This window comes from Geosporobacter subterraneus DSM 17957 (assembly GCF_900142145.1).
Taxonomy (GTDB): Bacteria; Bacillota; Clostridia; order Peptostreptococcales; family Thermotaleaceae; genus Geosporobacter; species Geosporobacter subterraneus.
This window is the reverse complement of sequence record NZ_FQZV01000042.1, coordinates 1-13,793: the sequence shown is the minus strand read 5'-3', so window position 1 is coordinate 13,793 and position 13,793 is coordinate 1. Positions and strand designations below refer to the sequence as shown.

The 13,793-nt window shown below is 42.5% G+C and carries 13 protein-coding genes; all 13 read left to right on the top strand.

Translation table 11 applies throughout. From position 1 onward, the window contains the following. Position 1: 1 nt before the first annotated feature. The 13 genes from BUB56_RS14125 to BUB56_RS14065 all read left to right on the top strand — a co-directional run bounded on the left by BUB56_RS14125 (position 2) and on the right by BUB56_RS14065 (position 13,456). Positions 2 to 370: a NifB/NifX family molybdenum-iron cluster-binding protein gene (locus BUB56_RS14125; protein WP_110941950.1), complete on the top strand. Its 369-nt coding sequence runs from the start codon at positions 2 to 4 to the stop codon at positions 368 to 370. A 257-nt stretch (positions 371 to 627) separates the two neighbouring features. After that, positions 628 to 1,113, top strand: a complete 486-nt coding sequence (locus BUB56_RS14120) for a permease (RefSeq protein ID WP_110941949.1) — start codon at positions 628 to 630, stop codon at positions 1,111 to 1,113. Continuing rightward, positions 1,110 to 1,640: a permease gene (locus BUB56_RS14115; RefSeq protein ID WP_110941948.1), complete on the top strand. Its 531-nt coding sequence runs from the start codon at positions 1,110 to 1,112 to the stop codon at positions 1,638 to 1,640. The genes BUB56_RS14120 and BUB56_RS14115 overlap by 4 nt, the downstream gene beginning before the upstream one ends. Positions 1,641 to 1,937: 297 nt before the next feature. Continuing rightward, the gene (locus tag BUB56_RS14110; RefSeq protein WP_110941947.1) at positions 1,938 to 2,132 is read left to right on the top strand and encodes a Fe-S cluster assembly protein HesB; all 195 of its coding nucleotides are present in this window, start codon (positions 1,938 to 1,940) and stop codon (positions 2,130 to 2,132) included. A gap of 433 nt (positions 2,133 to 2,565) precedes the next feature. Next, positions 2,566 to 3,975, top strand: a complete 1,410-nt coding sequence (locus tag BUB56_RS14105; protein ID WP_190014553.1) for a PTS mannitol transporter subunit IICB — start codon at positions 2,566 to 2,568, stop codon at positions 3,973 to 3,975. 35 nt (positions 3,976 to 4,010) lie between these two features. Continuing rightward, positions 4,011 to 6,122 carry a BglG family transcription antiterminator gene (locus BUB56_RS14100; RefSeq protein WP_110941946.1) on the top strand — a complete coding sequence of 704 codons (2,112 nt, stop codon included), beginning with the start codon at positions 4,011 to 4,013 and terminating at the stop codon, positions 6,120 to 6,122. Positions 6,123 to 6,147: 25 nt separating this feature from the next. Then, the gene (locus tag BUB56_RS14095) at positions 6,148 to 8,043 is read left to right on the top strand and encodes a PTS mannitol transporter subunit IICBA (protein ID WP_242946384.1); all 1,896 of its coding nucleotides are present in this window, start codon (positions 6,148 to 6,150) and stop codon (positions 8,041 to 8,043) included. Positions 8,044 to 8,070: 27 nt separating this feature from the next. Beyond that, positions 8,071 to 9,006, top strand: a complete 936-nt coding sequence (gene pfkB, locus BUB56_RS14090; RefSeq protein ID WP_110941945.1) for a 1-phosphofructokinase — start codon at positions 8,071 to 8,073, stop codon at positions 9,004 to 9,006. A gap of 18 nt (positions 9,007 to 9,024) precedes the next feature. After that, a complete protein-coding gene (locus tag BUB56_RS14085; protein WP_110941944.1) occupies positions 9,025 to 10,287 on the top strand; it encodes a zinc-binding dehydrogenase in 1,263 nt (420 codons plus the stop codon). An 18-nt stretch (positions 10,288 to 10,305) separates the two neighbouring features. Beyond that, on the top strand, positions 10,306 to 10,575 hold the full coding sequence (locus BUB56_RS14080; protein ID WP_110941943.1) for an HPr family phosphocarrier protein: 270 nt from the start codon (positions 10,306 to 10,308) through the stop codon (positions 10,573 to 10,575). A gap of 196 nt (positions 10,576 to 10,771) precedes the next feature. Then, positions 10,772 to 12,001, top strand: a complete 1,230-nt coding sequence (locus BUB56_RS14075; RefSeq protein WP_110941942.1) for a 6-phosphofructokinase — start codon at positions 10,772 to 10,774, stop codon at positions 11,999 to 12,001. A 122-nt stretch (positions 12,002 to 12,123) separates the two neighbouring features. Next, entirely contained in the window at positions 12,124 to 12,858 is a 735-nt protein-coding gene (locus BUB56_RS14070; protein WP_110941941.1) for a gamma-glutamyl-gamma-aminobutyrate hydrolase family protein, read from the top strand. A gap of 19 nt (positions 12,859 to 12,877) precedes the next feature. Next, positions 12,878 to 13,456 (top strand): hydrolase, encoded by a 579-nt coding sequence (locus tag BUB56_RS14065; protein ID WP_110941940.1) that lies wholly within the window; start codon positions 12,878 to 12,880, stop codon positions 13,454 to 13,456. The last annotated feature ends 337 nt before the right edge of the window (positions 13,457 to 13,793 follow it).

Genomic DNA, 13,793 nt, shown 5'->3' with positions numbered 1-13,793 from the left:
TATGAAGATATGTATACCTATAGAAGAAAATAAGGGATTAGACAGCATCGCTTACAGCCATTTTGGTTCAGCTCCATTTTTTTTGATTTATGATTTGGAGAAGGAAGAGCATAAGGTGATCGAGAATAAGGATTTGCACCATGTCCATGGCATGTGCCAGCCCTTAAAAGCCTTAGGCGGAGAAGCAGTGGAAGCGATTCTGGTAGGGGGCATAGGCGCAGGAGCGTTGACAAAGCTGAATAACCAAGGCGTAAAAGCCTACCGGGTTACGAATGAAACCGTACTTCAAAATATTGAGCGTCTAAAGAATAATGAGCTTCAAGAGTTTGCTGTCCATAATAGCTGCAGTCATCATGGTTGCGGTCATTAACATTAAGGGTAGAGATTAAAAGAGACACCTATCTGGAGGAGACCACTGAAAAAGTCAAATAATACGTTGTATCCACAGGACTGTCATTCTCAGCCTTTAGTCCTGAGCGATAGCGAAGGAGCTTGCGAAGAATCTGAGTATTTAAGTCACTTCAAAGATTCTTCATTTCACTGCGTTTCATTCAGAATGACAAAACCTGGACTTTTTCAGTGGCCCTATCTGGGATAGATGTCTCTTTTTAGAATTGAGGTGGATGAATGAACGGATATCTGATGTACGGTTTAGTTATCCTGCTTTTGATGGTTTCTTACTATAAGGATCGGAAAAAAACAAAAATGGCTTTATTAAAAGCTTGGAAATCCTTTGAAAACATTTTGCCCCAATTGCTTGGTGTACTCATCCTAGTAGGAATCATGCTCGCCATATTTGATGCAGTGCTCATATCGCGGCTCATCGGAAATGAATCTGGATGGCTGGGAGTGGTTTTTTCTGCCCTCGTTGGGGCGATCACTTTGATTCCTGGATTCGTAGCTTTTCCTACCGCTGCACTATTATTAAACAGTGGAGCGGGATATATGCAGATTGGCGCATTTGTATCAACGTTAATGATGGTAGGCGTCATCACTGCCCCTGTTGAAGTCCAATATTTTGGAAAGAGGATGACCCTCATGAGAAATGTTTTGGCCTTTTTCTTTTCTTTTGCTGTAGCATATGTCATTGGAAAGGTGGTCGGGGGGCTATGAAGTTATTAAAGCGATATAGATTCTTTTTAATAGCGGCTTTATTTCTGTCAATTCTAGTACTGAGGAATAGAGAACTGGGAATAGAAGCCATCAGCATTACCGGATACAGTTTAAAGGAGATGATTCTAGTTATACCGCCTATTTTCGTGCTTTTGGGATTATTAGATGTATGGGTTCCAAAGGAGACGATGATCAAGTATATGGGGGAAGATTCGGGGTTGAAGGGTATTCTATTGGCATTTTTAATAGGTTCTGCAGCAGCAGGGCCACTCTACGGTGCTTTTCCCGTAGCAGCAGTCTTTATGAAAAAGGGAGTCAAATTTAGTAATGTACTGATTTTTATTGGAGCCTGGTCTACTACCAAGATCCCCATGCTGCTTTTTGAAATCTCTGCTTTAGGTGCAAAGTTTGCGCTGACAAGGCTGCTGGTAGATATCCCGGGGATCATTCTCATAGCCTATGTTTTATGCACTTTTGCGGATCAGGCAGAAATAGAGCGGATTTACAAGAAGGCGGAATCCATGTAGTTTTGAACTAAAAAAGAGGGGATTGAGGGGGAACATTCATGATTATATACAAGAGATGTACCGACAAAGTCCGTGAATATATTAACCGCTAGAAAACTGATGGATTAAAAGAGGATAAAAATGAAAATTCTAGAACTATACTATAAGGTATAGGGGAGAAGGAGGATGATCATGAACGTAAAAATTTCAGAGGTAGCAAAAACGGAATTGGAACAGCAGTTAAAGAATTATGACATGACCAACAAAGGTTTAAGACTGTATATTACAGGGTATGGTTGAGCAGGCCCAACCTTCGGAATGGCTCTGGATGAGCTAAAAGAGGAAGACCATGTGGAGGACTGCGGTACCTTTAGCGTAATTGTAGCTAAGGAAGTACTGGAAGGAGTGCCGGAGCTGAGTTTAGATTTCGTGAATAATGCCCGGGGGAAAGGCTTTACGATATCTACAGGTGCAAGGAGCTGCGGTGACAGTTGTGGAGACAGTTGTCAGTAATAGGCTTTATGGATAAATCATATCAAGCTAGAGGGAATTTCAGCCTCAAAAACAGGCTGCACATGAACAAGTTGCAAAAATAATTTGCATAAGCAAATTATATTCCTTCAACGAAAGACATAAAAGTTAGGTAAGTGTTCTAATGGAATGCTGCCTAACTTTTTATTTTTTGCCCCTTTAGAAACTCGACAATAAACGCAATTTTTCGTTTCAAGATATTAAAAACTAAATATTCATACAAAATATTCTAGGATATGGGGCCTTAAATAAGTCAGAATAAGGTTCCATAATATTGTCACTTTTGTATAGTGACACAACTACATATCTTTGGCTTGTAGGCCTTGGAATATCAACATATAATGAAATCAATACTTAAGTATTTTTAAAATGACATGTCATGATCAAAAATGAATAAATCTGAGGGAGGGATATTATGTCAACAGCCACAGCTTATTCACAAAAGGACATGAAAGGTTCAGTACAGAAATTTGGACGGTTTTTAAGCGGAATGGTAATGCCAAATATCGGGGCTTTTATTGCGTGGGGATTGATTACTGCATTATTTATACCTACAGGCTGGACACCGAATGAAAATTTATCTAAGCTGGTCGGACCTATGATATTGTACTTATTGCCATTATTGATCGGTTATACCGGCGGTAAGATGGTTGCAGGGACCAGAGGCGGCATGCTTGGTGCTGTAGCAACCATGGGGGTCGTAGTAGGGGTAGATATTCCTATGTTCATAGGCGCTATGATCATGGGTCCTTTAGGGGGCTATTGCATCAAGAAGTTCGATGAATGGGTAGACGGAAAGGTGCCTGCGGGATTTGAAATGCTGGTAAATAACTTTTCAGCAGGGATCATAGGAATGATCATCACATTGGTGGCTTATTTAGGGATAGGCCCTATCGTACTGGGGCTTAATAACTTCTTGAAGACCGGAGTAGAAGGGATTGTGAATGCAGGGCTGCTGCCTTTAACCTCTGTGTTTATCGAGCCAGGTAAGATACTATTTTTGAATAATGCTATCAACCATGGGGTCTTAGGGCCTTTAGGCATTCAACAGGCTAATGAAATAGGAAAATCTATATTCTTCCTGTTAGAGACCAATCCGGGGCCAGGCCTAGGGATATTATTGGCCTACTGGGTATTTTCCAAGGGAATGGTTAAACAATCTGCGCCAGGTGCAGTGATCATACACTTCCTAGGCGGTATTCATGAAATCTATTTCCCATATGTGCTGATGAATCCATTGCTGATTTTAGCAGTGATTGCCGGCGGTGCCAGTGGAGTATTTACTTTCAGTTTATTGGGTGCCGGGCTTATCGCAACACCTTCACCGGGAAGTATCTTTGCACTGCTTGCCATGACACCAAAGGGAGGCTTTCTGCCGGTGATATTGGGTGTAGCTGTATCTGCGGCAGTGAGCTTCTTTGTAGCCGCCTTCTTTATTAAGAGAGGAACCGGTGAAGAGAGTGAAACAGAGTTTGCTGCAGCAAAAGAAAAGACCCAGACATTAAAAGGAAAGAAAGATGTGGATGCAGAAATAAGCAAGGTGAAAAACACGAAGATTCAAAAAATTGTCGTTGCTTGTGATGCCGGAATGGGTTCTAGTGCCATGGGAGCTACTACTTTGAGAAACAAGCTGAAGAAGGCAGGGCTAAACATCCAGGTAGTGAATACTTCGATTGATGATATTCCGCAGGATGCACAGATGGTGATTACACATGAAAGCCTGACTTCTAGAGCAAAAGAGAAAGTACCTCATGCAGATCATATGTCTATCCAGAATTTTGTTGATGGCAAACAGTATGATGAACTTATTCAGCAGCTAAAATAATTTCAGATAAATTATTTGAAAGGCAGCTGATCCTAATGAATATCAGTTCCCGTACAAAACAAATCATTCAGATTCTATGCCAACAAAATGAATATATAACGATTGAAACCATCAGTAATCAATTGGAGGTCAGTTCCCGCACCATTTTACGGGAGCTGACTGCCGTTGAGACATGGCTTGCAGCGAAAGGGTATGCGCTGGAGACGAAAAAGGGAACGGGCATTCGACTCAACGAGGGACAGAAAGCAAGGGAGAATATTATTGCACTACTCCAGAACGAGAAGGTAGAGAAAAGCTTTACGCCTGAAGAGAGACAGGCGATGATGCTGAGTGAACTGCTTATGAATAATGAAATAACAAAAATCTATTATTTCACTCGGATGTTTCATGTAACGGAAGGAACCTTAAGCCATGATCTGGATAAGATCGAAGAACGGTTAAGAAAATACCATCTGAGATTGATTCGTAAGCCTGGCTTAGGTATTTTCATTGAAGGCAGGGAGAAGGATATACGGCGTGCCGTGACGGATATATTCTATGAGAATGCCGGACAAAACCAAGTATTGAACTTAATCGGCAAACGGGCGGATAAAGCTGCAGCTGAAAGGCCTGCCATAAATCCTGTTACGCAAAATCCAATTTATGATTTTATTAATCCTGATATTGTTGAAAAATTAGAAGTGCTTATCAAGAAAATTGAAAAGCCCTTGGGATATCAATTGGCTGACGATGCTTACTCAGCCTTGATCGTACACCTGGCCATTGCACTGCAGCGTATCCGCAATAATGAAAAGATTGTCATGGATGATGCTATTTTGCAGCAGCTGCGCAGTACAAAGGAATTTGCTATTGCGAAAGAACTGGCCCGTACTATCGGGGGGGTTTTTAACGTAGAGATTCCATCGGCGGAGATCGGCTATATCACCATGCACTTGAAGGGCTCTAAGGGAAGAAATATTTTTAACAACAGTGAGAGCTCTATTACTGAGGATTTTAAACTGGTGCGCCTGGCCAAAAAGATGATGCATATTGCTGAAATGGAAACAGGCTGTTATTTGGAGGAAAATGATAAATTATTGCTGGGCCTTGTACAGCATTTGGGGCCGGCGATTAACCGGATCAAGTTGAATCTGGACATCCGGAATCCGCTGCTGGAGGAGATCAAGGACTTTTATCCCAAACTCTTTGAAACTGCAAGAAAGTGTGTAAGGGTCATTGAAGATCAAGAAGCTATAAAGGTACCGGAGTCTGAGATTGGATATATAGCAATGCATTTGGGTGCTGTAGTAGAGCAGAAGAAAAAGGAACGTCAAATTAAGTATCGGGTGGCAATCGCCTGTACAAGCGGAATCGGTGCATCGAGACTGCTTTCCAGCAGAATAGAAAAAGAGTTTAGCAATTTGGAGATTGTAGATTTGATTTCGATTATTAACCTATACGAGGAAAATCTCACAGAAGCTGGAATTGATTTTATTATTGCTACCACCCATATACCAGATTGTCAGTTTCCGTATATTATGGTAAATCCACTTCTTCATCAAGAAGATCAAAAAAACTTGGAGACCTTTATCCGGAACTTTTCTGCCGGACAAAAGGAGCAAGGAAGCTCAAAGCAGAGCGGCCTGCATCTAAAAGAAAAATTTGAGATGTTGAGTATATGCAATCAAAGAATCCTGCAGGTTCTAGACCATTTTAAGTTATTAGAAGCCGTTGATGCAGCAGATGTGGATTCTTTAATCGAAGAGATAAGCAATAGGTTCGTTGAGGGTTCTGAAAAGCGAAACAAGCTTTATGAGGATTTGAAAAATAGAGAAAAACAAGGCAGTACCTTATTAAAGCAAAAAGAGATTATGCTATTGCATTGTCGAACGACAGTAGTGAAGGAGCTTTATTTTGCTGCATTTCGACTGGCAAATCCCATCTATATAAGCGGTATAGAGGGAGAAGTCCAAAAAATCCAAGCGGGAACTGTGATGCTGGCACCTTACGATGCAGAGAAAGTCGCCTTGGAAGTATTAAGTGAAATCACGAAGGGATTGATTGAAAACGATCGTTTTTCAGCAGCGATTATAGAAGGATCAAAGGAAGAGATATTTAATGATCTTAGCTTAATCCTGGGACGATTTTATCAGCAGAAGATGATGTAGATCAGAAATATAGGAGGTGTTTTACATGGAAACGCAAGTTAACACGAATGAAATGCATGCATCGGGTAAGATGCGTTTGAATATACAACGAATGGGCAGATTTTTGAGTGGAATGGTGATGCCGAATATCGGAGCATTTATTGCCTGGGGACTGATAACGGCGTTGTTTATTCCTACCGGTTGGCTGCCAAATGAGAATTTATCGAAGCTGGTGGGACCGATGATCATTTATTTGCTTCCGATTTTGATTGGATACACGGGAGGCAAAATGATTGGAGATCTTCGCGGCGGAGTTTTAGGAGCCGTTGCAACTGCAGGGGTAATTGTAGGCGCTGATGTACCCATGTTTCTTGGAGCAATGATCATGGGGCCTTTGGGCGGATTTGTGATGCGTAAAGTAGATGATATGTTGAAAGATAAGGTACCGGCAGGATTTGAGATGCTGGTGAATAACTTCTCTGTAGGGATTATGGGTGCAGTTTTAGCTGTGGCAGCCTACAAAGTCATAGGCCCTGTTGTACTGTCCCTTAACCTGATTCTAAAAGGTGCAGTAGAGACAGTAGTAAATGTAGGTCTGCTGCCGATTGCCTCTTTGGTGATTGAACCGGCAAAGATATTGTTCTTGAACAATGCACTAAACCATGGGGTGCTGGGCCCTATGGGAATGCAACAGGCTACTGAAACGGGAAGATCTATCTTCTTCCTGCTGGAAACAAATCCCGGACCTGGGTTAGGCCTGCTGCTTGCTTACTATGTATTTGCAAAAGGAATGATCAAGCAATCTGCACCGGGGGCGATTATCATTCACTTTTTAGGCGGGATTCATGAAATTTATTTTCCATATGTTTTAATGAATCCTTTACTGATTATTCCTGTGATTGCGGGAGGCGCCAGCGGTGTATTCACCTTTGCGCTTTTAGGCGCAGGACTGGTGGCAACACCTTCACCGGGTAGTATTTTTGCCCTTATGGCTATGGCACCACGGGGTGGATTATTGGCCGTGCTGGCGGGAGTCTTAGTATCTACTGCCGTAACCTTCTTCCTCTCTGCGCCGATCATAAAAGCAAGGGGTTATGCAGCAGATGAAGAAAAATTGGAAGCTGCAAAAACACAGCTTCAGGGTATGAAGGGAAAGAAAACCGAGACAGAAACAGCAATTAAATTAAATGTCGCGGTAAAAAAGATTGTTTTTGCTTGTGATGCCGGAATGGGTTCCAGTGCTATGGGAGCAAGTACGCTGCGCAATAAACTTAAGAAGCAGGGCATACATGTGCAGGTTAGCAATGACGCAATTGAAAATATACCGGAGGATGCCCAGATTGTTATAACTCATGAGAATCTAACGGCTAGAGCCAAATTGGCAGCTCCGCAGGCAGAGCATATTTCTATTCAGGATTTCATAGAAAACCCTGTATATGATTTATTGGTAGAGCGCCTTGTGGAAATCAAAGAGAAGCAGCAGGAATCCCAGGTAAAGCCGATCGGCACTGAAGAATTGCCTGTACTGCAGAAAAAGAATATTCTTTTAGGACAAAGAAGCGTGGAGAAGATGGAAGCCATTAAAATGGCTGGACGCTTGTTAGCAGACAGCGGATATGTGGCTGAGGAATATATCGATGCAATGATTCAACGGGAAAATGATCTGAGCACCTATATAGGCAATGGGATTGCCATACCTCACGGAGTAGCCAGCGGCAGAATGCAAATTCGAAAGACTGGTATTTCCATCCTCCAGTTTCCCGATGGCGTAGACTTTGGCGAAGGGCTAGCTTATCTGGTTGTGGGAATCGCAGGCGTGGGCAATGAGCATTTAGCTATTTTATCTAATCTGGCTTCTATTATGGAGGAAGATGAGATTGCAGAGCGTCTTAAGACAACAGAAGATTTAGAATATGTTTATACACTCTTTACTAAGAAATAGGATATGGAAAACTAGAGGAGCGATTCTATGGTTATTACAGTTACGCTAAATCCTGCAATGGATAAGACCATTGTATTAGATACACTAAAAGAGGGAAGTGTGAATCGGGTTTGTCAAGAAAGAGTAGATGCCGGGGGAAAAGGCATTAATGTTTCAAAAATGATTCGAAATCTTCAAGGTGAAACCTTGGCCACAGGATTTCTTGGAGGACACACCGGTGCACAAATACGTTCCCAGTTAGACCAAATGGGTATCAAACATGAATTTGTTGAGGTAGAAGGCAACACAAGAACAAATATTAAGATTGTCGATAAAGAGAAATGTCTGTATACGGATATTAATGAGCCAGGGGCCCCTGTTTCAGCAAAGGCGCTCAAGGAGCTGGAAGATTCAGTGTTTGGCCCTATGACAGAAAATGATGTGATTGTATTTTCCGGCAGCACACCTCAAAATGTGGAGAAGAGCATCTACGGAAAGTGGATAGCAATCGCTAAATCAAAGGGAATAAAAGCCATCCTGGATGCTGATGGGGAGGCACTTCGGGAAGGGATTAAGGCAGGTCCTTATATGATTAAGCCTAATATACATGAGTTGGAAATGTATATGGAAAGAAAAATTGAAACAACTGAGCAGATCATTGAGGCAGCACAATCCTTATTGAAGACCGGCATTGAGATCATAGCGGTTTCTATGGGAGAAGAGGGAAGTGTGTTTGTCACCAGAGATAAAGCTTTCGTTGCTGAAGCGCTGAAGATAGATGTGAAGAGCACCGTAGGGGCAGGTGACTCTATGGTTGGTGCATTGGCCTATGCGGTCAGTAAAAAAATGACTCTTGAAGAGGGTATAAAGCTGGCTGTGGCAGCAGCTGCGGCTACAATTAGCAATGAAGGAACTAAAATGGGAACCTTAGAACAAGTAGAATATTTAAAAGAGCAAGTTAACATTAAAACCGTGTATTGTTAGCTTATGGAGGGAGAAATCATGAAAACAAGAGCTGTACGATTATATGGAGAAAGGGATTTACGATTAGAAGAGTTTGAGCTTCCGGAGATTCGGGAGGATGAAATATTAGCCCGAGTGGTTTCAGATAGTATTTGTATGTCAACCTATAAGGCTGTAATCTTAGGAAATAAACACAAGCGTGTACCTGAGGATATTGCTGAGAATCCAACGATTATAGGACATGAATTTGCTGGCGTTATTGTTCAGGTAGGAAAGAAGTGGCAGCATCAGTTTAAGCCGGGTCAAAAATTTGCACTGCAGCCGGCCCTTAATTATAAAGGGAGCCCCTATGCTCCCGGTTATTCCTATCCTTATTTTGGCGGCAATGCAACCTATATCATTATCCCGCAGGAAGTAATGGAGTTAGGGTTTTTGCTTAACTATGAAGGAAAAGGCTTCTATGAAGCTTCCTTAGCGGAACCCATGTCCTGCGTTATCGGTGGATTTCACTCAAATTATCATACGGAGACAGGCAAATATGTACACCACATGGGTATTGTAAAGGGAGGGAAAATGGCCCTCCTTGCAGGCTGCGGGCCCATGGGCCTGGGGGCTATCGACTATGCCCTGCACTGCGATAGAAAGCCGGGAATGCTGGTAGTCACAGATATTGATGATGAACGATTGAAGCGGGCAGAAAAGCTCTTCCCTGTAGAGGAAGGGCTGCGGAATGGTGTGAAGCTCCACTATGTGAATACGAGGGAGCTGGAAAACTCAGCAGCTTATCTAAAGGAGCTGACAGATGGAACCGGGTTTGATGACGTATTTGTCTATGCTCCGGTACGTTCAGTGATAGAGGATGCAGATGCCATCCTGGGTAAGGATGGATGCCTCAACTTTTTTGCAGGTCCCACAGATACCCAGTTCAAAGCAGAAGTAAACTTTTATAATGTGCACTACACACCTACCCATATCATGGGTTCCACCGGTGGAAATGCAGACGATATGCTCGAATCCTTGGAAATGTCAGCTAAAGGTTTGATTAATCCGGCTGTAATGGTTACCCATGTAGGGGGATTGGACAGTGTGATCGATACAACCTTGAACCTTCCGGAAATTCCTGGAGGAAAGAAGTTGGTTTACTGCAATGTTGAAATGGAACTGACTGCCATAGAAGATTTTGAGAAAAAAGGAAAGGAAGATCCGTTTTTTGCAGAGCTTAGCCGAATTGTGGAGAGGCATAACGGACTATGGTCAGCAGAAGCGGAGGAATACTTGTTAGCAAATAAATCAGTGGATTAGTAAAGGGGGAATACAGCAATGGTAGAAGCTTCCATCATCGTTAAAAATGCCAATGGCTTGCATGCAAGGCCAGCAGGGCTGTTTTCAAAAGCTGCCAATAAATATCAGTCAGATCTTAAGATGATCAAAAACGGAGATTTGGGAAAAAGCTGTAATCCCAAAAGCATTTTATCCATATTAAGCCTAGGGGTTTACAAAGGCGATCAGCTGACAATCACTGCAAGTGGTGTGGATGAAGAAGCCGCAGTAAAGGAACTGATCAGCATATTAGAGCAAGAAATTGATTAGTGAAGAAGCACGCTATAGGACACTTCATGGAATTAGAACATGGGGTGTCTTTTTGTGTAGAGAAATTTCTAAAAAATCAAACTATTGAACTTGGGTAAATTGGTGTATAATAGTGTTTAGGGAAAAAAGGTATTCTTTGGAAAATATGCAGGTCTGCGAATGTTATTGATAAACATTACATAAAGGAGGTAGAAGCATGAAGTTAGATGGAAAGGTTGTCGTAGCACAAGGGGGAGGACCAACTGCAGTTATTAATCAATCGCTGGTAGGTGTCGTGCTGGAATCAAGAAAATTTGAACAGGTGTCGAAGGTTTATGGCGCTATTAACGGTGTGGCCGGAATTGTGAATGAAGATTTTCTGGATCTGACCCAGGAAACAACTCACAATTTGGAGCAGGTAGCCGTAACCCCATCCTCTGCACTATTTTCTACAAGGGATAAACCGGATGTGAAATACTGTAAGGAAATTTTCAATGTATTGAAAGCCCATGATGTAAGATATTTCTTTTATATAGGTGGAAATGATTCTGCAGATACTGTACGAATCGTTAACGAACAGGCAGAGCAATCGGATTACGAATTTAGAGCGATCCATATTCCTAAGACTATTGACAATGATTTGATGGTTAATGATCATACTCCCGGATACGGTTCTGCGGCGAAATTTGTGGCACAGGCTTTTATCGGATTAAACCTTGACAATAGAGCCCTACCCGGGGTGCATATCGGTGTTATCATGGGAAGAAATGCCGGATTCTTAACAGCTGCTTCATCAATGGCCCAAAAATATCCCGATGATGGTCCCCATCTAATTTATCTTCCTGAGAGACCTTTTAACGTGGATCAATACCTAAGCGACGTTAAGCGCATATATGAGAAGCATGGAAGATGTCTCATTGCAGTATCAGAAGGAATTGTAAATGAAAAAGGGGAACCAATAGCCCTTGGATTAACAAATAATGTTGAAAAGGATGCCCATGGCAATGCAATTCTGTCAGGTACGGGCGCATTAGGGGATCTGCTGGCAAATCTTGTGAAGGAAAGATTAAATATTAAGCGTGTAAGGTCGGATACCTTTGGATATTTACAGCGTTCTTTCTTTGGATGTGTTTCCGATGTAGATCAGCATGAAGCCAGAGAAGTTGGAGAAAAGGCAGCACAATTTGCGATTTGGCACAACATCGACGGTTCCATTACGATCCATAGAACAGGGGACTATTCCGTAGATTATCGGATAACACCGCTGCACCAGGTGGCAGCCAAGACAAAGCTGATGCCCGACGAATTTATCACGCCAGAGGGTACCAATGTTACCTCTGCATTTAAATCCTATTTAAGACCATTATTGGGATCGGACCTTCATTCTGCCCATCGGTTAAGAGCACCGAGAGCGCCAAAAATTCTTCGGGCCGATAGTCAGGAGTAAGGTTCTGATTGTATTGATATAAGCATTTCAGAGCGATTCGTTTGTTTTACAGGGCAGGCCATGTGTCTGCCTGCTATTTTTCTAAGTATAGGGCGAGATACAATAGATCAAGGAGGTCATTCATGAAACCAGTCATAGGGATTACAACTTTTCATCACTATTATGAAGATAAGGAGATCCTTTGCGGAGTAGATAATTGTTATGTCCATAGTATTATCCTTGCGGGGGGTGTTCCAGTATTGATTCCCATCGTCCATCAGTGGAAAGCGCAGCTGCAGTATACGGAAATCATAGACGGTTTATTACTTTCAGGCGGGGGTGATATAGCACCGCTGCTCTATAAGGAAGAGCCATTAAAAGAAACAGCGGGGATATCCTGGGAGCGGGATCAGCAGGAAATCAGCCTTTGTAAGGAAGCTTATGAAAAAGGCATACCTATTTTAGGTATTTGCAGGGGTCTTCAGGTTATGAATGTTGCTTTTGGTGGGACACTATATCAGGATATTGAGAAACAGGTACCGGGAGCGTTAGGGCATTATCCTTTGTATACAGGGATGGATCAGTTGCACCATGCAGTAGAGATTCAGAGGGACAGCAAACTCCATGACCTGTTCAAAGAAGAGAAAATCTACGTAAATTCCTTTCACCATCAGGCGGTTGACAAGATTGCAGAGGGATTCAAGGCAACTGCTTTCTCAAAGGACGGCATCATAGAGGCCATAGAGACTGAACATCAGCAATTTGCTATGGGGCTGCAGTGGCATCCAGAAGCATTGGTGACAAAACATCCAAAGTTTTTAAAGCTTTTTAGTGGGTTGATTGAAGAAAGCATAAAATATAAAAAGAAAGTTAGGTAACTACTAGAAGAAAGAGAGGATGAGACCGATGATACCAACAAGAGAAGAAGCCTTTGAACTGCTCAAGGAGTACAATAAGAATGAAGCATTAATCAGACACGCCCTGGCTGTTGAAGGGGTGATGGTCCACTTTTCTGAGCTTTTTGGAGAGGATAAGGAAAAATGGGGGATTATAGGACTGGTCCATGACCTTGACTATGAAATGTACCCGGAGGAGCATTGCAAAAAAGTAAAAGAGATTCTTACTGAAAGGAACTGGCCGGAAGCTTATATACGGGCTATAGTAAGTCACGGCTGGAAGCTCTGCTCAGATGTTGAGCCCATAGAGCGAATGGAGAAGGTGCTGTATGCCATTGACGAATTGACAGGGCTGATTGCAGCCACCGCATTGATGAGGCCAAGCAAAAGCATATTGGATACGGAGGTTAAATCCGTTAAAAAGAAATGGAAGCAAAAAGGCTTTGCTGCCGGAGTAAACCGCGAGGTGATTGAAGAAGGTGCCAGCATGATAGGAATGGAATTAGATGCAGTTATTGAAGAAACCATAAAAGGAATGCAGAAGGTTTCGGAAGAAATCGGGCTAAAGGGAGATTTATAGAATTATAATGAGGGTTAAGCATATAGCCGGACATTGTTACATTGTTTAGGAAGAATACGACGTAAGGCGGAACCACGGGGGCGTGGTTCCCTACCATTGAAATATGTCATTCATGCGTAGTGGCGGGTTTCCATGCCCGCCATTGGGTTTTGAACCTGATTGGGCCTGAGACCCAACCCTACTTTATCATCCTCATAAAGCTGTCACCCTGAGCGGAGCGAACGGGTCTAGAATTTTAAAGGTCAGATCCTTCACTCCGTTCAGGATGACAAATCATAAAGCGGGTTGCAGGAATCTTGCTGCCCGGGTGGACAGGGTCCTCCACCCCTACAACCTA

What these genes read in the sequence shown, in the direction of transcription:
- BUB56_RS14070 (WP_110941941.1), top strand. Translation starts at nt 12,124, where the DNA reads ATGAAACCAGTCATAGGGATTACAACTTTTCATCACTATTATGAAGAT.
- BUB56_RS14115 (WP_110941948.1), top strand. Translation starts at nt 1,110, where the DNA reads ATGAAGTTATTAAAGCGATATAGATTCTTTTTAATAGCGGCTTTATTT.
- BUB56_RS14110 (WP_110941947.1), top strand. Translation starts at nt 1,938, where the DNA reads ATGGCTCTGGATGAGCTAAAAGAGGAAGACCATGTGGAGGACTGCGGT.
- BUB56_RS14100 (WP_110941946.1), top strand. Translation starts at nt 4,011, where the DNA reads ATGAATATCAGTTCCCGTACAAAACAAATCATTCAGATTCTATGCCAA.
- BUB56_RS14065 (WP_110941940.1), top strand. Translation starts at nt 12,878, where the DNA reads ATGAGACCGATGATACCAACAAGAGAAGAAGCCTTTGAACTGCTCAAG.
- BUB56_RS14120 (WP_110941949.1), top strand. Translation starts at nt 628, where the DNA reads ATGAACGGATATCTGATGTACGGTTTAGTTATCCTGCTTTTGATGGTT.
- BUB56_RS14105 (WP_190014553.1), top strand. Translation starts at nt 2,566, where the DNA reads ATGTCAACAGCCACAGCTTATTCACAAAAGGACATGAAAGGTTCAGTA.
- BUB56_RS14085 (WP_110941944.1), top strand. Translation starts at nt 9,025, where the DNA reads ATGAAAACAAGAGCTGTACGATTATATGGAGAAAGGGATTTACGATTA.
- BUB56_RS14095 (WP_242946384.1), top strand. Translation starts at nt 6,148, where the DNA reads ATGGAAACGCAAGTTAACACGAATGAAATGCATGCATCGGGTAAGATG.
- BUB56_RS14075 (WP_110941942.1), top strand. Translation starts at nt 10,772, where the DNA reads ATGAAGTTAGATGGAAAGGTTGTCGTAGCACAAGGGGGAGGACCAACT.
- BUB56_RS14125 (WP_110941950.1), top strand. Translation starts at nt 2, where the DNA reads ATGAAGATATGTATACCTATAGAAGAAAATAAGGGATTAGACAGCATC.
- BUB56_RS14080 (WP_110941943.1), top strand. Translation starts at nt 10,306, where the DNA reads ATGGTAGAAGCTTCCATCATCGTTAAAAATGCCAATGGCTTGCATGCA.
- pfkB (WP_110941945.1), top strand. Translation starts at nt 8,071, where the DNA reads ATGGTTATTACAGTTACGCTAAATCCTGCAATGGATAAGACCATTGTA.